Here is a 20,719-nt window from a genome sequence, read left to right as displayed (position 1 = left end):
CATTTCCTACTATGAGTGATAACTGTTAGCGCATTTTAGCTAGTTCTCTACCTATGGTTGACACCTCATACTCGATCCAGACTTTTTATGAGGACTTTGACATGAACGACAATGGCGACGCTGCAACTGCTAAAACCGGGCCGATGCCCGTGTTCTTTATTCCCCATGGAGCGGGCCCGTGTTTCTTCATGGATTGGAGTCCGACGGACACCTGGGTACGGATGGAGGCCTTTCTCAAGGGTGTGGCTGATACCTTGCCGGCGCGTCCAAAAGCCATTTTGTTGATCTCAGCCCATTGGCTGGAGCCTGCGTTCAGCCTCACCGGTAATCCCCGCCCGCCACTGATTTTCGATTACTACGGCTTCCCACAACATACCTATGAACTGACCTATCCGGCCCCGGGTAGTCCGGAACTGGCCGAGCGGGTAGCGCAACTGCTTCATGAGGATGGTGCTGACGCTCAGCTGGACCGCGAGCGCGGTTTTGATCATGGCGTGTTCATTCCCTTGAAATTGATGTTTCCCCGCGCCGATATTCCGGTTGTGCAGTTATCGCTTCGCCGTGATTTTGATCCGGCAGCCCATCTGGAAGTCGGTCGGTCTTTGGCGGCCTTGCGCGATGAGGGCGTGCTGATTGTTGGCAGTGGCATGAGCTTTCACAACATGCCGGGCTATGGGGATCCGCGCTTCGCGGCGATCTCGGCCGAGTTCGACGACTGGCTGAGCGCGGCGGTGGAAAGCCAGCCGGACCAACGTGACAGCCTGCTCGCAGCCTGGACGCAGGCGCCCAATGCCCGCTTGTGTCATCCGCCAGGCGGCGAAGAGCATTTGCTTCCGTTGCTTGTGGCGGCGGGCGCGGCGTCGGGCTCGAGGGGTATCAAGGTGTATTCCGAGCAAGTCATGCAAACCAGTATTTCCGCCTATCGGTTCGGTTAGTTGGCCGAACGTTGCAGAATTTTCCCGTTACAGCAGGAGCAGTAGATGTCTATCGACACAAAAGAACGGTACGGCAGGGTCACCCGTGTATTCCATTGGCTGATGGCGTTGCTTATCGGCTGGCGATTATTGAAGTTTTTCGACCGTATCGCTGAAGGTGAGCACTGGATCGGTGAGACGCTGGTGCCATGGCACATCTCGATCGGGGTTCTGCTGTTTGTGCTGATTGCGCTGCGCATCATCTGGGCGTTAACGCAGCGCAACAACAGGCCCGAGCAGGATCCGAAGACTGCGATGCTGGTCAAGGGCGGACACTTTCTGCTGTATGCGGCCATGCTGTTGATGCCACTGACAGGCGTTATGGTAATGCTGGGTAATGGATATGGATTGACGGCTTTCGGCGTGCAGCTGGCAGCCAAAGGCGATGAAATCCCCTGGGCCGCTGCAGTGGGCAGTCTGCATTCCCCGCTGGCCTGGTTCCTGCTGGTCATGGTGGTGGGCCATATCGGCATGGCGCTCTTGCACCACTTCATCAAGCGTGACGGTGTGCTGCAGCGAATGGTATAGGCACTGAGCCCCGGGATGCCCCGGGGTCAGATCATTTAGGGTTTTGCCCGGCGCCCTGAGCTGACAGGTGCTCGGGTGAGGCATCTTCAAAACGCGATACCTGGCGCAGGGACCTGAACGCCAGCGCCCAGCCACCCACCACGCCGAGGGTACAGAACCCGCCGAGCAACGCGGCCGGTACTGCGCCGACCCAGGCGGCGCTGGTCCCGGCGCGGAATACGCCCAGCTCGTTGGACGAGCTGATAAACAGCATGTTTACCGCGTTCACCCGCCCACGCATGTTATCCGGCGTCGAAAACTGGATCAGCGCGGAGCGTATGTACATGCTGACCATATCGGCTGCACCAGCCACCAGAAGCGCAGCGAAGGACAACCAGAACAGTGTCGACAGTGCGAACACGATATTGGCCACACCGAATATCGCCACCGCGATGAACATGGTGATCCCGACATGATTATTGAAGGGTCTGGCGCTGAGATAGATCCCCACCAGTATTTCCCCTATGGCCATGGCGCTGCGCAACAGGCCCAGCCCTTCGGCGCCGACATGCAGCACGTCGCTGGCATAGATCGGCAGCAGCGCCACCACACCGCCCAGCAACACCGCAAACAGGTCCAGCGAAATGGTTCCGAGCACGATCGGGCGCGAGCGGATGAACCGGATCCCGGCGGTAAAGCGCTGCCAGCCGGTGGTGTCCTGAGCGGCCGGGCTCTGGTCGGCATATCGCACCGGGACGCGGGTCAGTAACAGCAGGCCGCCGGCAAAGCAGGCCAGGCACACCGAGTAGGTCAGTACGCCTCCGTCTATCGCATAAAGCACACCGCCGAGTACCGGGCCGAGAATGGTTGCGGTGCGCATGATCATGCTGTTGGTGGCAATCGCCTGGGCAAGGTGATCGCGCGGCACGATCTGTGGCAGCAGGCTGGTCAGCGCCGGTCCGATGAAGGCCCGGGAACAGCCGTACAGCACCAACGCGGCATAGAACCAGTACGCATCTTCGGCTTCATGCATGGAGAGCCACAACAGCACGCCGCTGCACAATGCCGCGCCGGTCCAGCTCAGTGCCAGTACCCGCTTGCGGTTGTAGCGGTCGATCAGATCGCCGGCTGGCATCAGCAAAACCAGCATCGGAATGAATTGCGCCAGCCCCACGTAGGCCAGAGAAAGGGGCTCGCCGGTTATCTCATAGACCTGCCAGGCGACCACGACTGCCTGGATCTGCATGGCGAACACGGCGATCAATCGGGCAATCACGAAGGCGATAAAGCCTGGCTGACGGTAGACGTTGGGGCGGCCTGTGGGCGTGTGAATCCGGGACAAGGAAGGCTCTCTTCGACAGTGCGAGACGGCTTGGCTGGTGCGGCAAGCTGAGCACTATAAAGCCAATCGCGCGTGCCGTCAGGGACACTATTGGCGTATCGCTGGTCAATAGGTGGGAATACCTGCGGCGTGTCGACCAGATTCTGGCGGAGAGAACGAATGATATCGAAGTGGCAATGGATACTGAGTCAGATTGGCCGCATGCTGTGGGTTCGGGCTTCGTTGTTCGCGCTGCTGGGCATTGGCTCTGCGTTGCTCGCCACCGCTGCGGACCAGTTCTGGCCAGGTGAGGCGCCGATCGACATTGCCGCCGAAGCGATAAGCGATATCCTCAACATCCTGGCCTCCAGCATGCTCGCGGTCACCACCTTCTCCCTCACCGTGATGGTATCCGCCTACGGCACGGCAACATCCAACATTACGCCACGCGCGACCCGCCTGCTGATGCAGGACACCACGACGCACAATGTGCTGGGCACCTTCCTGGGCTCATTCCTGTTCAGCCTGGTCGGCATTATCGCGCTGCATACCGAGATCTACGGTGAGCGTGGCAGGATGATCCTGTTTGCCTTCACCCTGCTGGTCATCATTATCATCGCTGCGACCATGCTGCGGTGGATTGAACATCTCACGCATTTTGGCCGCATGGGGGATACCACCGCCCGGGTCGAAGCGGTAGTCCGCAAGGCGCTGACCACGCGGATTGATAACCCGGCCATTGGTGCTCAGGCACTTTACGACCCGGTAAACGAGATCCCGCAATCCGCGCTGCCGGTTTATCCGGGCTCGACGGGTTATATAGGTCATATTGATATCGGGGAGCTCTCTACATGGGCACAGGAGAATCACGCTCATGTGTATCTGGTGAGCACCACTGGCTCATTCGTTAATCCGCTTGAGCCGATGGTCTGGGTAGACTGCCAGGCCGGTGAATTGCCCGACAGTATTTGCGAAGCCTTCACCATCGGCTCTGAACGATCCTTCGATCAGGACCCGCGGTTTGGTCTGGTGGTGATGGCGGAGATCGCCTCGCGAGCCCTCTCACCCGGGATCAACGATCCAGGCACCGCGATAGACGTGCTTGGGCGCGTGGTACGGCTGTTCTCGCACTGGAACGACGACCCGGAAATCGGGCCCATGGGGACGATGGCACACGCGCGGGTACACGTACCGCCGATGCAGTTGGATGATCTGTTCGACGACATATTCACACCGATAGCGCGTGACGGGGCAGCGCTGATTGAAGTACAGGTGCGCCTGCAAAAATCGCTGAGAGCGCTCGCCGACCGTGGCGGGCTATTCGCCGCGAGTGCTGCAAAATATTCAGTCCTGGCGCTCAAGCGCGCCGAGCTGGCGATGAATATGGAGGAGGACAAGGAGCGCTTGCGTAAGCTCTCGGACCAGGTGGTCAAAATGGCGAGCGCGGGGCAGGCTGGCTCGCGACGCTGACAGGGATGCCTTCTGACGTCAGGTCGCGCGGGCTATTTCTGTTTTGACAGACGACCTCGCCACTCCAGTACAAGGATGGTCAGTGCCGGCAGAAAAGTGACCGTTACTACCGCCGCACCGAACAACCCGAACAGCACGATGGCCCCAACGCCCCGATAAAGCTCTGTGCCTTCACCCGGCAAAAATACCAGTGGGGAAAGGCCGCACAGGGTGGTGAGCGTGGTCATGGCAATGGGCCGCAGGCGCGTCTGCACGGCGGCCACGACAGCATCCACCACGGACACGCCAGGTTGCTGCAGGTTCTGCCGGGCCTGGTCCACTACCAGGATCGGGTTGTTGACCACGGTGCCCATCAATATCAGGAATCCGAGCATGGTAATCATGTCGAAGGGTTGTCTCAGCGGCTCAAGCCCTGCCAAGGGTAGAAGCCCTCCGACAAGGTTCATCAGGGCAAGGCCGACGATGCCGCCGGCAACACCCAGGGGTATGGCAGTCAGGATCAGCAGTGGGAAGCCCCAGTGGGCAAAGATAGCCACCAGCATCAGGTAGACGATGACAATGGCGATCAGGAAGTTGCCAGTCAATGCGTCTCGCGTGGCGTTAAGCTGGTCGCTGGCACCGGAGATATCGACATTTACCGAAGCGGGCAGCTCGCCGCTGGTTCGCATGGCTTCCAGCAACTCTGTTCTGACCCGTTCCACCCCTGCTTCGAGAGGAACGTTCGCTGGCGGAATGATGTTCAGCGTTACGGTGCGTCGGCCATCCACTCGCCTGACTATGCTGGTGTCGACGGTTTCCTCGATATCAGCCAGGCTTGCCAGGGGCAGGGCCTGACCGCTTGCGGTATAAATTTGCACGTCGGCCAGCTGGTCCAGCTGGGGATCACGGCCTTGATTACCGTAGAGATAGATGTCGATTTTCTCGTCATCCAGAAAAAAATCGTCCACATAGGCGCCCTCCGTCGCCGCGGCGACCGTGAAGCCAATTGCGTCAGCATCGAGACCGAGTTCTGCCGCACGATCCCAGTGGGGGCGGATCTGGATGAGTGGCTGGGCCAGCCTCAATGTCGACGGCTGGCTCTGGATTCTGGGGTTGTCAAAGATTTCACCCGCACGCTGGTAGGCTGCGTTCGCCGCCTGATACACCGGTCCCAGTTCTCCGCCGGAAATGTCCAGATTGATGCTTCGAGTGCCGCCGTCGTTACTGGAGATAATCGATCCCTTGGTGGCAAACGCACGCATGCCGGGGAACTGTCGGTAAAACCGGGTGAGTTCGTCCATGAGCGCTGTGATATGGCGGGGATCGAGTGTTTCGGCAATCACCCGCACCTGCGCGGTCGTCACCTGCATGTTCAGATAGGCCAGTGGGGGCACCTTCGTTTCACCCGCTGCATAGGCGTCTCCGTCCGCGTTCACATGGGGCAGGAAATAGTCTTCGACCTGCTGAGCGATGCTCTGCATTTCGTCGAGGTTATAGCCAGGCGGGGCGGTCATGGCTGCGAACGTCTTGGGCTCTTCTCCCTCTGGCAAATATTCCGCTGGCGGGGTCAGCATCAGAATGATCCATATGCTCGCGGCGACGGTTATTGCAATCACCGTTAGACGACGCACAGAGCTGGCAACCAACCAGCTCACACCGGACATGATGGTTTTGGTCCAGCGACTGCCGGTTTCGTTGCCGTATTGGTCGGTAGCGACCGTCGCACGCCCAAAGTCGAGCCGGGCACATAACGTGGGAATCACGGTTACCGCTACCAGCATTGAAGCCACGATCGCGGCTGAAATGGCGATCGCAACATCGGAATAAAGCTGACCTGCTTCTTCTTCGATAAACAGGATGGGCAGGAAGACCAGAACAGTCGTGGCGGTGGATGCCAGCACCGAAGGCCAGACCTCCGTCACGCCGGTAATTGCGGATTGCAGGCGATCCAGGCCAAGACGCCGGTGCCGCTCGATGTTTTCGAGCACTACGATGCTGTTGTCCACGGTCATCCCGATGGCGAAGGCAATGCCTGCCAGGGAGATCACATTTACCGTACGGCCCGCCAGCAACAAGCCAATGAAGGCTGCTATCGCACACAAGGGTATGCCGATCACACCGGCAAAGGTCGCTGGCGCGGAGCGTAGAAACATGTACATCACCAGCGTGGCGAAGATCGCGCCGATACCCAGGTTGGTCCACACATTTGCCACTGACGCCTCGACGTAACGGGCATCATCCGAGGTCAGCTCAAGCTGCATTCCGGCCGGTTCCAGCACCTCTCGGTTGATGGTCTCCACCGCGTCCAGCATGGCGCGCTTGATATCGATGACATTGGAGCCGCTCTCACGCCGCACCTGTAAGCCAATGCCCCGCTGACCATTGATAATGGACAGCTCGCGGATGCGGGAGCGGCCCTGACTTACCTCGGCAACATCACCCAGGCGAATCACGCTGTCGCCCCGACGGGCAATCACCAGATCTTCCAGCGCTTTCACATCATCAAAGCGACCCACAGTTCGCAGCAGATACCGGCGCTTGCCGGCATCGATCTCGCCTCCCGAGGTATCCCGGTTGCGCGCAGTAATCGCCTGTCGCACATCCGTCAGGCCCAAGCCGCGTTGAGCCAGCGCAGCTTCCGCGACGGTTATCTGAATCTGCCTGTCCGCGCCGCCACCGACAGTGACCTCGGACACCCCGGACACACTTTCCATGCGTGGGCGCACCCGATCTTCAATAAAGTCGCGCATCAATTCGATATCCAGCTCCCGGGGATTACCCTCCAGGGTGGATACGCGAAAATACATGAAGGCATTGGCAGAGAAGGACGCAGCGACAATGCGCGGTTCGTCGACGTTATTGGGATAGCTGGGCACCTGGCTCAGCGCATTGTTGATCTGGATCAGCGTCTCGGTAATGTCTACGCCGAAGGGGAACTCCAACTCGATCTCTGATGAGCCGCTGGAGGCGGTAGCGGTCATGCGGCTCAGATTCGGCACGTTACGCAGGAAGCGTTCCTGCTCGATCAGAATTTCCTTTTCAATATCCTGAGGCGTCGCTCCGGCCCAGCTCGTCTCGACGGTAACCGTGCGCACCTCGACGTCGGGAATCATCTGGACGGGAATTCGAAGCGCCGCAGCGGCGCCCAGAATCGCCATTATCAATGCGATGACAGCAACCAGTGTGCCGTGTCTGATGATTCCGGCAAACATCAGTTGCTTTCGCCCCTGCCGCTGGCAAGGCTCACCTGGATGCCTTCACTCAGAGACTCGTTGCCGTGGGTAACGACTCGCTCGCCGCCCTGCAATCCATGCGTGACCTCGATCTGGCCCTCGAACGCGGTGCCCAGCTCAACACGTTTCTCCGTCACGGTGAATACGCCAGACTCCTCATGCGGCTCTGCCAGCCAGACAGTAACCCGGCCTTCCGGGTAACGGTTGACGGCATCCCTGGGCACGGTCAGCCCCTGTTTTCCGGTAGACAGGCGCAGAGTCGCCTGTACCGCCATTCCTGGCAGAAGCTTCACTGCTGTCGGAGCCCTGGCGCGTAGAAGAAAGGTGCGAGCAACCGAATCGGTCACGGGCACCAGGGTTTCGATTGTTGCCTTCAGGCTCTCGCCCTGATGCTCTATCTGCAAACGGGTGCGTTCATTAATGCGGGCGTAATGCGCCTGGGGGACCTGGAAATCCAGCCGCAGATTCTTGATATCCACCAGACGCAGCAGTTCATCGCCGGGCGTCACCCATTCCCCGAGATCGCGGAGACGTTGACTGACCACGCCGTCAAAAGGCGCCTCGATTCGGTGTCGTTGAAGGCTCACCTGGCGTGAGCGGCTTTCTGCTTCAAGCCGTTTCAGTGTCGCTGCTGCCGAAGCGGCGACGCTTTCCCGGGCACTGATCTCAGTGGCAGCAATGTTCCGGCCCGCGCCCACCGACTGGGCCTCCGTCATGCGGCGCCGCGCCTCGATCAGGGCGACCCGGCTTTCTTCTGCTGCGGCCTCGGCCTGCTCCAGCTGCAGAGCGGCCTGTTCGTCGTCGAGCCGCATCAGCAGGTCCCCGGCGGCGACACGGGTACCTGGCTCTACGGAAACCTGATCGAGCAAGCCGGCGACCGAGGTGGAAAGGCCTGACGATCGCATGGGGTTTACGGTGCCATTGAGCGGCACCTCGGCGACGATGTCCGTCGTGCTGACCTTCGCCACCCGAACCTCCGGACGGTTCTGTGCCAGCGCGCTGAGGCACGCGCTGGACAAGAGGAGCGCCAGGAAAAGACGCCCCGCTACCGATAACTGACTCAACATCCACTCTCCCCTGGCGGGTACTCAATCTGTTCAAAATCTGTATAAAACGAATACTAGGTGAATACCCGCCTCGATAATACGCGAGATCTTCTTCGCCAAATAATCGGGCCGCAGGTGCTCGGCCGCTCTACGCTCCGGGGAGCGAGACTCCCGGAAACGGATCTCAACCGGCTCAGGTCAGACCGATATCGATGGGCTTTGTGCATGAGCGGTGAGCACGACAAGCTGACAGGTCGTTGAGCCGAACAAGTCATATTCGGCTCATATATCAATGAGAGGGGTCGCTAACCAGAAGCAGCAAAGCTCATCGCAAACCGCGTTTTGACTGATATGCCAAAAGGGCTGCTCGCTCTACCCGGTAGCAGATGTAATGCGACCCTGTGATCGGGTGACCGATTGCCAGCAGTTGCTGTCGGTGGTTCAGATCAGCTGAATAAATTGATAACGATGCCTCAGCATCATTCAATATTCTGCACCTGCTCGCGCATCTGCTCGATGTACACCTTCAGATCCACCGCGGCCTGGGTGCTGCGGCTGTCGATGGCCTTGGAGCCGAGGGTGTTGGCTTCGCGGTTGAATTCCTGCATCAGAAAGTCCAGCCGGCGACCCATGGCAGCATTGCCCGAGAGTACGCGGCGGGTTTCGTTTACATGGGTGTCCAGGCGGTCGAGCTCCTCGGCAACGTCGATTTTCTGCGCTAACAACACGAGTTCCTGCTCAACGCGGGTATTGTCCAGATCCAGGCTGGCTTCGGCGAAGCGTTCAACCAGCTTCTGGCGGTGGGCGGCGAGCATCTCGGGCATCATCCCGCGCAATATCGCAACCCGGTCGATGATCGCGGTCAGGCGTGCTTCAAGCATGATTTTCAGCTCTGCGCCTTCCCGCGCCCGTTGTGCGCGCAGCTCGGCCAGCGCCTGGTCGAACAGGTCGCGGGCCTGCTTCAACAGTGTCGGCTGATCATGCTCGGCGCTTTCCATTACGCCAGGCCAGGCCAGTACTTCCAGCGGGTTGACCGGGGCAGGGTTGTCCAGCTTGTTGCTGATCTGGCGTGTCGCTTCGATCAGCTGCTCAACCAGCGGCTGGTTGAGCGTCAGTCCGCGGCTGTCATCTGCAACAGGGTGAAAACGCAGTGTGCATTCGACCTTGCCACGGGCCAGGGTTTTGCGCAGCTGTTCGCGCAGCGGGCCTTCCAGTTCACGCAGCGACTCGGGCAGCCGCAGACTGATTTCCAGGTAGCGATGATTTACCGAACGCATTTCCCAGGACAGATTTCCCTGTTTGCTGTTGAGCTCGCAGCGCGAGAAAGCAGTCATGCTGTAAACCATCGTTGGCCTCTTCGTCCGTTGAGTTGCATTGCAGTCGACTCGATTGTAACCCCTGGTCCGCAGCGGGAGTACCGGCGCTGTCATGCCAACCTCGCGGTCCGTATAATCCATCGCACATTTAATGCTGTACAAGGATTCGAATCATGAAACGACCCAGCGGCCGCGAAGCCGATCAGATGCGTCAGGTAACCCTGACCCGCCAATACACCAAGCACGCCGAGGGCTCGGTACTGGTCGAGTTCGGCGACACCAAGGTGATCTGTACGGCCAGTGTTGAATCCGGTGTGCCGCGATTCCTGCGCGGCTCGGGACAGGGTTGGATTACCGCAGAGTACGGCATGTTGCCGCGTGCGACCGGCGAGCGGATGCAACGTGAAGCGAGCAAGGGCAAGCAGGGCGGTCGTACGCTGGAAATCCAGCGGCTGATCGGTCGTTCGCTGCGCGCGGCGGTCGATCTGCACAGCCTGGGCGAAAACACCATCTACTTCGATTGCGATGTTATCCAGGCCGATGGCGGCACCCGGACAGCCTCGATCACCGGTGCCTGCGTGGCGCTGGTCGACGCATTGCGAGTGATGAAGCAACGCGGTGCCATCAAGAAAATGCCAACAGTCCAGATGATCGCTGCCATCTCGGTGGGGATATATAAGGGCGAGCCGGTTCTGGACCTCGATTACCTGGAAGACTCCTCGGCCGATACCGACCTGAACGTGGTGATGACCGACAAGGGCGGATTTATTGAAGTGCAGGGTACGGCCGAAGCCGCGCCGTTCAGCCCGGAAGATCTCAACGCCATGCTGGCGCTGGCTAAAAAGGGTGTTGATGAGCTGTTCAGCCTGCAGTTGGCTGCATTGCAGGACTGATCGATTGTAACGAGCCGTCGTCTCAGCCCTGGCACCTTCTGTCGAGGCGTCAGGGATCGGATGTTCCATTATGGGATCCACGTCGCTGTGGGTATGACACCCGTTCAGTCCGTTCAAGCTCGATGCTATGCTGGCGCTGCCAGGCCAGGCACAGACGATGTGTTCGCAATTCCGGTGGCGCTACGCCATTAGCCCGCCCGACAGGGACTGTCTCCAGTGGCCGGCATTATCAAAAAAACGGACAGGAGCGTCGCCACATGATCGAAGATCCGCAACACCCCCTCGAAACAACACCCGGGCCTGAAGCGCGCAAGTGGGCTTTGATTGCCCACCTTTCAGGCTTCCTTGGCTGCATCATCCCTTTTGGCAGTCTGGTTGGGCCGCTGCTGGTATGGCAGCTGAAAAAGGATCAGGCCCCGTTCATTGACGACCAGGCCAAGGAAGCGCTGAACTTCCAGATTACCGTCGCGCTGGCCGGTCTGCTGTGCATGTTGTTGATGGTCGTGGTAATTGGCTTCCTGTTGATCTGGGTGGTGATCATTGCTGCGGTTGTTTTGATGATCATTGCTGCGATCAAGGCAAATGAAGGCCAGGCTTATCGCTATCCCTTCTGCTGGCGGGTTATCAAGTAGTTGGTGAGCTTCAAGTCGCCGGTCGCGGCTTGAAGCTTCTATCAATGTGGGCAGCGGATCGCGTCAGATCGACAGGGTCCAGTCATATTCGATGATGACAGGAGCATGCTCAGAGAAGCGCACCTTGCGCGGGATCTGGGCGTTCTTCACGAAGCGGCGCAGGCCGGGCGTGAGAATCTGATAATCGAAGCGCAGGCCGAGGTTCAGATCCTGAGCCTGTTCGCTGTTCGGCCACCAACTGTATAACTCGGACTCACGGGTCACTTCACGCAGCGCATCGACATAACCCAGATTGCCGAATATCTCGTCCATCCAGGCACGCTCGGGCGCCATGAATCCAGGCTGCTCCTGGCAGTCGCGCCAGTTCTTTACGTCCAGCTTCAAATGCGCGGTATGCAGCGAGCCGCAATAGATGAACTCGCGTCGCTTGCGCCGCTGCTTGTTCAGATATCCGGTGAAGTCATTCATGAACTTGAATTTCTGGTTCAGGTCAGCGTCTCCGTTGCGCCCGGATGGCAACAGCAGAGAGGCAATGCTGACCTTGTCGAAATCAGCCTGAATGAAGCGGCCATAGCGGTCCGCCAGTTCAAACCCCAGGCCCATGATGATCGCCTTGGGTGCGGTCTTGGTATAAATGGCGACGCCGCCCTGGCTCGGCACTTCTGCTTCGAAGCAGTACTGCCAGTAACCTTCCAGCCAGTAGGGGTCCTGTTCCAGCTCAGGGGCAGTTACGCGAATATCCTGAAGACATATAACATCTGCGTCCTGTGTGCGCAGCCAGTCGAACAGGCCCCTGGCCGCTGCGGCCTCGACGCCGTTGACATTCAGACTGATAATTCGCATACATGGCTCCGTCAAATTCGTGCGTGTATGATAACTGAGCTTGCAGGATTTTTGTTAAGACGAGGGTGAGATGCACGAATATCAACGAGAGTTCATTCGCTTCGCGCTGGATAGAGACGTGCTGCGCTTTGGAGATTTTACCCTCAAATCCGGCCGTAAAAGTCCGTATTTCTTTAATGCAGGGTTGTTCGATGATGGCTCCGCACTGGCCAGGCTTGGACGCTATTATGCGCAGGCGTTTGTGCATAGCGATCTGGAAGATGTCGACATCATCTTCGGGCCGGCCTATAAAGGCATTCCGCTGGCTGCGGTAACAGCCGTTTCATTGGCGGAAAGTTTTGATCGCAATCTGCCATACTGTTTCAATCGAAAAGAAGCCAAGGATCACGGTGAAGGCGGGAGCCTGGTGGGCGCGCCGCTCCGGGGCCGGGTATTGATCATTGACGACGTTATCACTGCCGGTACGGCGATCAGGGAAGTGATGCAGATCATCAAGGAAGCCGGTGCCACACCGGCAGCCGTGATGATTGCATTGGATCGCGAAGAACGGGGGCAGGGTGAGCTGTCTGCTATCCAGGAAGTGGAGCGGGATTTCGGCGTTCCGGTGGTCAGCATAGTATCGCTGACCCAGGTACTCGGTTTTCTGCAAGAAGACGAAGCGCTTCGTCACCACCTGCCAGCGGTTGAGGCATATCGGGCGAAGTACGGTATTCAACAGGAAATTTGAGCCGGACCGGGCTCAGGGATGGGGTATCGGCGATGCGATGGACACGGCGGGTAGGCAGGTGGGTAGGACTGGGTGCGGTAGCCATGATGCCGGCCAGCGGGCACGCAGAGCTGTATCGATACATTGATGACCGCGGCGTAACGGTGCTCGACAGTCGGGTGCCGCCTGAGCACATCACCAACGGTTATGAAGTGCTGGATGCTCAGGGGCGCGTTCGGGAAATCATACCTGCCTCACCCACCCAGACAGAGCTTGAAGCGATGCGCCGCGCCCGTACCGAGCAGGAGCGTCAGCGCATCGCTGATTCCACCCTGCTGCGCCTGTACAGTGATGTGAACGATCTGGACCGCGCGCATGCTCGTCAGATCGCTCAGATTGACAACCAGATTGCCACCGCCGAGAGTGAATTGCAGGCTTTGCAGGCACAGCGTGAAGAGCTCCAGCGCAGGGCGGCGAGCCAGGAGCGAGCGGGCCGGCAGGTGGAGCCACGGCTCCTTGAGCAATTGGCAGAACTAGACGAGGAGTCGGGCCGTCTGCTGCGCCTGATTGACTCGAAGCGCGAAGAGATCAAGGACGTTGATCGCGGTTTCGCTGTCCAGCGTGAGCGCCTGTCACAACTGACGCAAGGTTGAACGCCAGGAACTGAATCCCGGCGATCACGCTAGTTGGCCGACGCGTCCTGCGGTGGGGTTTTCTCAAACGCGTGGACCGCTTCCCTGAACGCAGCGGGAACAGGCTTGGGGCGTCGACTCTGCTGATCGGCATGCACGTAGACCAGCTCACCCGTGGTCAGCAGCTCCTCGTCCCGATAGATCCCGATCTCGAATTGCATGCTTGAATTGCCCAGCCGGGCGATCCGCACATGCACATCCAGCACGTCGTCATAGTACGCGGGAGCCTTATACTCAAGCAGGGTGCGTACGGCAAAGAACTCATTGCCCTGCGCGCTGCTTGCGCCCTCGGTCGTTTGCTTGAGGGCGCGGAAGTACTCCGTGGTGCCAATATCGGCGTAGGTCAGATAATGACCGTTGAACACGATGCCCTGCATGTCAGCCTCAGCCCAGCGCACGCGCAATCGGGTGCTCAGGCGAAAATCGTCCCGCTGCATCACAACAGTTGCGTCTGATTGGTGATCAGGGTGCCGACGCCGGTATTGGTGAAGATCTCCAGCAGCACTGCGTTAGGGACCCGGCCATCAACGATGATTGCGCTGCCGGCACCGCCCTGTACCGCATCAAGGGCGCAACGGATTTTCGGCAACATGCCGCCGTAGATTGTGCCGTCCTCGATCAATGCATCGACCTGTGCGGTGGTCAATCCGGTGAGCACCTTGCCTTGCTTGTCCATCAGGCCAGCGATGTTGGTCAGCAGCAGAAGCTTCTCGGCCTTGAGCGCCTCGGCCACCTTGCCCGCCACCAGATCAGCGTTGATGTTGTACGAGGCGCCATCATCGCCGACCCCAATGGGCGCGATCACCGGGATGTAGTCATCTGAGACCAGGCGGTTGATCAGTCGGGTATTGACCTCGACGACTTCGCCAACCTGCCCGATATCGATGATCTCGGGCTTGTCCATGCCCGGTGTACGCCGCGACACCTTCAGCTTGCGTGCGCGGATCAGTCCCGCGTCTTTGCCGGTCAGGCCGATCGCAGCGCCGCCGTGGCGGTTGATCAGATTGACGATGTCTTTATTCACCTGGCCGCCAAGGACCATTTCCACCACGTCCATCGTCTGGCTGTCGGTAACCCGCATGCCTTCGATGAATTCGCTCTGGATGTTCAACCGGGCCAGTAGATCAGCTATCTGCGGCCCGCCCCCGTGCACAACGACCGGATTGATTCCAACGGTCTTCATCAGCACGATGTCACGGGCGAAGCTGTTTTTCAGCTCCTCGCTTTCCATGGCGTTTCCGCCGTACTTGATAACAATCGTTTTGCCGGTGAAGCGCTGGATATAAGGCAGGGCTTCGGTCAATACGCGGGAAACCTGGGCGGCAGCGTCACGACTCAACATGTTAATGATTCTCTCCTGATTCAGAATGGCAGCTGCAGATCAGGGGCTACGGCAGCCAGCTGATCGCGGAATAATTGTTGGACAAGCTCGAGGTCGTCTTGTTTGTCCGCTTCGAAGCGCAAGGTCAACATGGGTGTGGTATTCGACGCGCGGACCAGGCCCCAGCCGTGCGGATAATCAACGCGAATGCCATCCAGCGCGGTCAGCTTGCCCTGACCCCAGTCGGCCTGGTCGCGTAGCGCCTGAATAATCTCAAACTTGCGTTCTTCGCCGACGCGGATGTTCAATTCCGGTGTGCTAAGGCCGGTCGGATAGCGGTCCAGCAACTCGGCGCTGGTGAGGTTATCCGGCTGCACGGAGAGAATTTCCAGCAGGCGGCACGCGCTGTAGAGCCCGTCGTCGAAGCCGTACCAGCGTTCCTGGAAAAAGATATGGCCGCTCATCTCGCCGCCGAGCAGGGCGCCGACTTCCTTCATCTTGGCCTTGATCAGGGAATGCCCGGATTTCCACATCACCGGTCGACCGCCGAGCTTGCTGATCAGGGCAGGCAGACGCCGTGTGCACTTCACATCGAACACGACGTCGGCGCCGGGATTGCGCACCACGACATCCTCGGCCATCAGCATCAACAACCGATCAGGGTGAATCAGCTCGCCATCGCTGGTGACCACGCCCAGCCGGTCGGCATCGCCGTCGAAGGCAACGCCGATATCGGCGTCGTGCTGGCGGACCGCAGCGATAAGGTCGGCGACGTTTTCCAGCTTGCTCGGATCCGGATGATGATTGGGGAATTTTCCGTCCACCGTGCAGAACAGCGGTATGACGGTACAGCCAAGCTCTTCCAGCAATGACTGGGCGATAACACCGGCGACCCCGTTGCCACAGTCCACTACTACCTTGAGCGGGCGTGCCAGCGCGACATCTTCAACAATGCGCTGCTGATAGGCAGGCAGCAGGTCGCGCTGTTCGCGGGTGCCGTTGCCGGCGCTCAGGTCATTCTGTTCGAGGCGGGTATGCAGCGCCTTGATGCGTTCTTCCGAGAGCGTCTGACCGGCGATGACAATCTTCAGCCCGTTGTATTCGGCGGGGTTGTGGCTGCCGGTCAACACCACGCCGGAAGAAGATTCCAGCGTGTGGGTCGCGAAATACACCACCGGTGTCGGCACCATGCCAAGATCAATGACGTGGCAGCCGCTGTCCATCAGGCCTCTGATCAGTTGCTCTGACAGGCTTGGGCCAGATAATCGGCCATCCCGGCCGACGGCTATTTCCGATTGCCCGGACGTTATGTTTTCACTGCCGATTGCGCGGCCGATCCAGTACACGTTTTCTTCAGTCAGGGTCTGCCCGACCACGCCGCGGATGTCGTAAGCGCGGAATATCTCTGCGGGCACGCTCGGGAGAGCGCTGGGCGCAGGCTCGTTACCAGCCATATCGAAGGGGTCTTCCTCATCGAAAATATCCATGTCGAGGATATCGTCTTCGTCGAGTATCGGTGTGGTATCGGCGACTACCGGTGAACGGGACGCAACGGGTGCAGCGGCAACGGCAGAATCCGTGGTTGGTTGCTTTTCCCGTGGCGGGCTGGCACCTGGCGTTTGCCCGTGGCGTTGCGCCTGCTGCATGATTGCCTGCGCGACCGGTTCCAGCACCCCCAGGCGTAATCCAGCGACCTTGTGCCCTTTGGTGAGCTGGGACAGGACGTCGGCGTCCGCCTGTATGCTGGCGCACCATTGCCGCTGTAGCCAGAGCAGCCCCGCGAGCAGGCCGGCCAACGCTAGCAGCACCGCGGCGAGCAGCAGCAACGGATTGACCAGCCCGGAAGACAGCGCGCTGCCGGCCCGGAACTCCAGGCGCCAGGCCGGATTATCGGTGGGCAGTCTCAAGGCAGGGCCATGGCCTTCACCGTGCTGGTACAGGATCTGTTCCGGCGCGTCGGGAAACTGTTGAATCAGCGTGATGCGGCCGCTCTCGGGCGGCAGAGCCGGAAGGCTGTCTACCAGGCGCTGCATGTCGAATACGGCGATCACCGATCCGCCAATAGGCGCACTGGATGTTACCCGTAGCGGGCGGGCGGCATACAGACGCCATTCGGTGCCCACTTTATGCGCCTCGGCTGGAACGGGCATGTTGCGTTCGGCGCGGCGGATCATGTCCAGCGCGGCAAAGCTCAGGGGGGCAACGTCACTCTGGATATTGCTGGCGGTGCCGGGAAGATGGCTGTAGATCGCCAGCGCATCGGCGTAGATATGCCGCATTGAGCGAGTCAGAGCAGGGCTGCCGCCATTGGTCAGGGCGACCTGCAGCTGCGGATTGCTTGCCAGCGTCGTGAGGTCAGCGTCCAGCCGTTTCAGCGCTTTGTTCAGCGCACCGGCCTGTTGGCTGGCATACGCCTGGGCCATGTCCTGCGAATAACGTTGATTGCTTTCGCCGAATAATGTGAACCAGATCAATAGTGCGGCGGCACCCAGCCCGGCCAGAGCCATCAGCAAGGGAACCAGTGTTCCGGGCAACGCCGGGGATCGAGCCCCCGGTAACGCCTTGGTGAGTTTCATCTGTAACGCCTCCTTGCTCAGATGGATGTGCTCAATGGCTGCCCGTGTGGCCAAAACCACCTGCGCCGCGTGCACTGTTGTCGAAGTCGTCGACTATTTCGAGACTGGCCTGCAATACCGGTACCAGCACCAGCTGGGCAATGCGTTCGCCAGGCTCGATGGTGAACGCTTGCTGGCTGCGGTTCCAGCAGGACACCTTCAGCTCGCCCTGGTAATCCGAATCGATCAATCCAACAAGGTTGCCCAGCACGATGCCGTGTTTATGGCCCAAGCCTGAGCGCGGCAAAATCATGGCAGCCAGTCCGGGATCAGCGATATGAATCGCCAGCCCCGTTGGCAGTAACGTTGTCTGCCCTGGCTCAAGGATGAGTGGTTCGTTCAGCAGTGCGCGCAAGTCGAGGCCGGCCGAACCCCCGGTTGCATAGTGCGGTAGAGGCCATTGCTGGCCCAGGCGGGGGTCAAGTATCTTCGCTTGCAGCGCGTGCATCCTAAATCCTCAGGCAGTGGGTGGAGGGAGTTGGTCTGCGATAAAAGCAATGATCTGCCGGGCCAGCTTCTGCTTGCTGGCATGCGGCAGGGAGTGCTGTTCAAGCGCGCGGTCTATCAGCGTTACCGCATTGTCGTCACTATTAAACCCGATACCTGGCACACTGACATCATTCGCGACGATCAAGTTCAGGTTTTTTCGCTGCAGCTTGTCCTGGGCATAGGCGAGGACGTCGTTGGTCTCGGCGGCGAAGCCTACGCACCAGGGGCGCTGGGGATGATTGGCAAGGGCTGCGAGGATGTCCGGGTTGCGTACCAGCGACAGCGTCATACCGTCCTCGTTGCCGGGGGCTTTCTTGAGCTTGTTGTCGGCGCACTCGGCCGGGCGATAATCCGCTACAGCGGCGGAAGCGATAAACAGATCTGCCGGCAAGGCGTTCTGGCACGCGTCCAGCATTTCCTGTGCGCTGGTCACGTCGACACGCTGCACGCGCGGTGGCGTAGGCAGACTGACCGGGCCTGCGACAAGCGTAACCCGCGCCCCCGCTTCAGCAGCGGCGGCAGCCAGGGCAAAGCCCATCTTGCCGGAGCTGTGATTGGATATATAGCGCACCGGGTCAATCGCTTCACGGGTAGGGCCCGCGTTAATCAGTACGTGGCGGCCGGCCAGCGCGCCGTATTCGAAACATTCGGCAGCGCGGGCGGCGATGTCGGTTGGCTCCAGCATGCGCCCGGGGCCGATGTCACCACAGGCCTGCTCACCGGCAGCCGGGCCGAACACCTTCACGCCGCGTGATATAAGCGTGGCCAGGTTGGCCTGGGTGGCCGGGTCGCGCCACATGGCCTGATTCATCGCCGGTGCGATGGCGATCGGGGCGTCCGTCGCCAGCACCAGAGTGGTGAGTAGATCGTCGCCGCGGCCCTGGGCCAAACGTGCCATCAGATCGGCCGTGGTTGGGGCGATCAGTACCATGTCGGCCCAGCGCGCCAGCTCGATGTGCCCCATTGCGGCCTCTGCAGCCGGGTCGAGCAGATCACCATGCACCGGGTGGCCAGAGAGCGCCTGCAGCGTCAGCGGCGTAATGAACTCGCGCGCCGCCTCGGTCATGACCACACGTACCTCGGCACCGGCGTCACGCAGCCGTCTGACCAGTTCAGCGCTCTTGTACGCTGCTATTCCACCGCTAACGCCGAGCACAACCTGTTTATTGAACAACCGCTGCATTGTCTACCTCTCCCACGGCGTGCTTTGAAAGCGCCAAAAATACGGATTCTTTGAGGTTTTTCCTGATAAACGAGAAGCCCGTCAAATGCTCGCTAAGATACCACAGCGCTTGGCCCGCAGCATGCTCGACCTCGGCCGTTGCGGCTGCCTATACTCGGTTTCGATATAGATGCGTAAAGGTAGTACGCACCGCCCCCGCAAGGAGCATCTGAATGGCTATAACCGATTGGCCTCTGGCCGAACGTCCCCGTGAAAAACTGCTGAGTCAGGGAGCTGCCGCGCTGTCTGATGCGGAATTGCTGGCCATATTCCTGCGCACCGGCATTCCCGGACGCAGCGCTGTGGATCTGGCGCGCGACCTGCTGAGCGGGTTTGGCAGCCTGCGCGCTCTGTTGCAGGCCGATCTGAAACTGTTCTGCGGCCACCCGGGCCTCGGTCCGGCCAAATTCGTGCAGCTGCAAGCCGTCATGGAAATGGGCCGCCGGCATTTATATGAAGAGATGCAACGCGGCGACGCCCTGACATCGCCCGGTTCGGTGCGCCGCTACCTGAAAAGCCAACTGCTCGGTCTCCCCCACGAAGTCTTTGCCTGCCTGTTTCTGGATAACCAGCATCGAGTCATCGCGTTTGAGGAGCTGTTTCGCGGCACGCTGGACAGTGCCAGCGTATATCCCCGCGAGGTGGTAAAGCGCGCCCTGGCGCATAACGCAGCAGCGTTGATTCTCACGCATAACCATCCGTCGGGGGTTTCCGAGCCAAGTCAGGCCGACCTGATGCTGACGAGACGGTTAAAGGAGTCCCTGGCGCTGGTGGATATCCGCGTGCTCGACCATCTCGTCGTGGGGGACGGAGAGCCTGTATCCTTTGCGGAAAGGGGCTTGCTTTAATGAAAAAACATTGCCTGAAGAGGCGCAGTTTGATATAAAGCTCCGCTCTTCTCGGGGCTGTGCCCGCGTTGTCTTATTCAGGCAGCGCAGGATCGCACCATTTCATTGCCCCGGCTGGACAACAGATTCTTTTATGGCTTCCAACCAGTTCGGGTTGGGCAAGTGGTTGGAGAGGGTTAACCATGTCTCGAGTATGTCAAGTGACCGGCAAAGGCCCGGTGACTGGGAACAATGTTTCCCACGCTAACAACAGAAGCAAGCGTCGTTTTCTGCCTAACCTGCAGCACCATCGCTTTTGGGTTGAGTCGGAGAAGCGTTTCGTACGCCTGCGTACTTCCACCAAAGGTATGCGCATTATCGACAAGCGCGGCATCGATGCGGTGCTGGCTGAAATGCGCGCCCGTGGCGAAAAAATCTAAGGAGCACTTCCATGCGCGAATTGATTCGTTTGGTGTCTTCTGCCGGTACTGGTCACTTCTACACTACCGACAAGAACAAGCGTACTACGCCTGACAAGATCGAAATCAAGAAATTCGATCCGGTCATCCGCAAGCACGTGAACTACAAGGAAGCCAAGATCAAATAAGATCTTCGCTATCCAATAAAAAACCC

20 protein-coding genes are annotated in these 20,719 nt (G+C 59.5%); 10 read left to right on the top strand and 10 right to left on the bottom strand.

Going from position 1 to position 20,719, the window contains the following annotated elements:
* Positions 1-101 precede the first annotated feature (101 nt).
* The gene (locus FZE95_RS05255) at positions 102-935 is read left to right on the top strand and encodes a DODA-type extradiol aromatic ring-opening family dioxygenase (protein ID WP_150299798.1); all 834 of its coding nucleotides are present in this window, start codon (positions 102-104) and stop codon (positions 933-935) included.
* 45 nt (positions 936-980) lie between these two features.
* On the top strand, positions 981-1,502 hold the full coding sequence (locus FZE95_RS05250) for a cytochrome b (RefSeq protein WP_150299797.1): 522 nt from the start codon (positions 981-983) through the stop codon (positions 1,500-1,502).
* Positions 1,503-1,533: 31 nt separating this feature from the next.
* Here the strand turns inward: FZE95_RS05250 and FZE95_RS05245 are convergent, their stop codons facing one another.
* Positions 1,534-2,823, bottom strand: coding sequence for an MFS transporter (locus FZE95_RS05245; RefSeq protein WP_190324501.1), 1,290 nt, complete (start codon positions 2,821-2,823; stop codon positions 1,534-1,536).
* Positions 2,824-2,982: 159 nt separating this feature from the next.
* Here FZE95_RS05245 and FZE95_RS05240 point away from each other — a divergent pair, with 159 nt between their 5' ends.
* Positions 2,983-4,272 (top strand): DUF2254 domain-containing protein, encoded by a 1,290-nt coding sequence (locus tag FZE95_RS05240; RefSeq protein ID WP_178100934.1) that lies wholly within the window; start codon positions 2,983-2,985, stop codon positions 4,270-4,272.
* Positions 4,273-4,304: 32 nt separating this feature from the next.
* Here the strand turns inward: FZE95_RS05240 and FZE95_RS05235 are convergent, their stop codons facing one another.
* The 3 genes from FZE95_RS05235 to FZE95_RS05225 form a co-directional block, all read right to left on the bottom strand.
* A complete protein-coding gene (locus tag FZE95_RS05235) occupies positions 4,305-7,463 on the bottom strand; it encodes an efflux RND transporter permease subunit (RefSeq protein WP_150299796.1) in 3,159 nt (1,052 codons plus the stop codon).
* Positions 7,463-8,551: an efflux RND transporter periplasmic adaptor subunit gene (locus tag FZE95_RS05230; protein ID WP_150299795.1), complete on the bottom strand. Its 1,089-nt coding sequence runs from the start codon at positions 8,549-8,551 to the stop codon at positions 7,463-7,465. The genes FZE95_RS05235 and FZE95_RS05230 overlap by 1 nt, the downstream gene beginning before the upstream one ends.
* Positions 8,552-9,009: 458 nt before the next feature.
* Positions 9,010-9,876, bottom strand: coding sequence for a YicC/YloC family endoribonuclease (locus tag FZE95_RS05225; RefSeq protein WP_150299794.1), 867 nt, complete (start codon positions 9,874-9,876; stop codon positions 9,010-9,012).
* 143 nt (positions 9,877-10,019) lie between these two features.
* On the opposite strand from FZE95_RS05225, the gene rph reads away from it, so the two are divergent.
* Together rph and FZE95_RS05215 are read left to right on the top strand one after the other, a co-directional pair.
* The gene (rph, locus tag FZE95_RS05220; protein ID WP_150299793.1) at positions 10,020-10,739 is read left to right on the top strand and encodes a ribonuclease PH; all 720 of its coding nucleotides are present in this window, start codon (positions 10,020-10,022) and stop codon (positions 10,737-10,739) included.
* Positions 10,740-10,999: 260 nt separating this feature from the next.
* Positions 11,000-11,371: a DUF4870 domain-containing protein gene (locus tag FZE95_RS05215; RefSeq protein ID WP_371923570.1), complete on the top strand. Its 372-nt coding sequence runs from the start codon at positions 11,000-11,002 to the stop codon at positions 11,369-11,371.
* 63 nt (positions 11,372-11,434) lie between these two features.
* Here FZE95_RS05215 and FZE95_RS05210 read toward each other — a convergent pair whose 3' ends face one another.
* Positions 11,435-12,214, bottom strand: a complete 780-nt coding sequence (locus tag FZE95_RS05210) for an exodeoxyribonuclease III (RefSeq protein ID WP_150299791.1) — start codon at positions 12,212-12,214, stop codon at positions 11,435-11,437.
* A 70-nt stretch (positions 12,215-12,284) separates the two neighbouring features.
* On the opposite strand from FZE95_RS05210, the gene pyrE reads away from it, so the two are divergent.
* Complete coding sequence (pyrE, locus tag FZE95_RS05205; protein WP_150299790.1) at positions 12,285-12,941, top strand: orotate phosphoribosyltransferase; 657 nt, start codon at positions 12,285-12,287, stop codon at positions 12,939-12,941.
* Positions 12,942-12,973: 32 nt separating this feature from the next.
* The gene (locus FZE95_RS05200; RefSeq protein ID WP_150299789.1) at positions 12,974-13,573 is read left to right on the top strand and encodes a DUF4124 domain-containing protein; all 600 of its coding nucleotides are present in this window, start codon (positions 12,974-12,976) and stop codon (positions 13,571-13,573) included.
* 29 nt (positions 13,574-13,602) lie between these two features.
* Here the strand turns inward: FZE95_RS05200 and FZE95_RS05195 are convergent, their stop codons facing one another.
* The 5 genes from FZE95_RS05195 to coaBC are packed head-to-tail and all read right to left on the bottom strand — an operon-like array spanning position 13,603 to position 19,220.
* Positions 13,603-14,049: an acyl-CoA thioesterase gene (locus FZE95_RS05195; protein ID WP_150299788.1), complete on the bottom strand. Its 447-nt coding sequence runs from the start codon at positions 14,047-14,049 to the stop codon at positions 13,603-13,605.
* Positions 14,049-14,954 (bottom strand): acetylglutamate kinase, encoded by a 906-nt coding sequence (argB, locus tag FZE95_RS05190; protein ID WP_150299787.1) that lies wholly within the window; start codon positions 14,952-14,954, stop codon positions 14,049-14,051. The genes FZE95_RS05195 and argB overlap by 1 nt, the downstream gene beginning before the upstream one ends.
* A gap of 20 nt (positions 14,955-14,974) precedes the next feature.
* Complete coding sequence (locus FZE95_RS19955) at positions 14,975-17,509, bottom strand: phosphomannomutase/phosphoglucomutase (protein WP_306110146.1); 2,535 nt, start codon at positions 17,507-17,509, stop codon at positions 14,975-14,977.
* A gap of 31 nt (positions 17,510-17,540) precedes the next feature.
* On the bottom strand, positions 17,541-17,996 hold the full coding sequence (dut, locus tag FZE95_RS05180; RefSeq protein WP_150299785.1) for a dUTP diphosphatase: 456 nt from the start codon (positions 17,994-17,996) through the stop codon (positions 17,541-17,543).
* A gap of 9 nt (positions 17,997-18,005) precedes the next feature.
* Positions 18,006-19,220: a bifunctional phosphopantothenoylcysteine decarboxylase/phosphopantothenate--cysteine ligase CoaBC gene (gene coaBC, locus FZE95_RS05175; RefSeq protein WP_150299784.1), complete on the bottom strand. Its 1,215-nt coding sequence runs from the start codon at positions 19,218-19,220 to the stop codon at positions 18,006-18,008.
* 212 nt (positions 19,221-19,432) lie between these two features.
* Here coaBC and radC point away from each other — a divergent pair, with 212 nt between their 5' ends.
* The 3 genes from radC to rpmG all read left to right on the top strand — a co-directional run bounded on the left by radC (position 19,433) and on the right by rpmG (position 20,693).
* Complete coding sequence (gene radC, locus FZE95_RS05170) at positions 19,433-20,107, top strand: RadC family protein (RefSeq protein WP_150299783.1); 675 nt, start codon at positions 19,433-19,435, stop codon at positions 20,105-20,107.
* A 182-nt stretch (positions 20,108-20,289) separates the two neighbouring features.
* Positions 20,290-20,526: a 50S ribosomal protein L28 gene (rpmB, locus tag FZE95_RS05165; RefSeq protein ID WP_150299782.1), complete on the top strand. Its 237-nt coding sequence runs from the start codon at positions 20,290-20,292 to the stop codon at positions 20,524-20,526.
* Positions 20,527-20,537: 11 nt separating this feature from the next.
* Positions 20,538-20,693, top strand: coding sequence for a 50S ribosomal protein L33 (gene rpmG / locus FZE95_RS05160; RefSeq protein WP_150276539.1), 156 nt, complete (start codon positions 20,538-20,540; stop codon positions 20,691-20,693).
* Positions 20,694-20,719 lie beyond the last annotated feature (26 nt).

Source organism: Pseudomonas profundi, assembly GCF_008638305.1.
Classification (GTDB): domain Bacteria; phylum Pseudomonadota; class Gammaproteobacteria; order Pseudomonadales; family Pseudomonadaceae; genus Halopseudomonas; species Halopseudomonas profundi.
The sequence above is the reverse complement of the archived record's forward strand: the minus strand, read 5'-3'. Positions and strand labels throughout refer to the sequence as shown.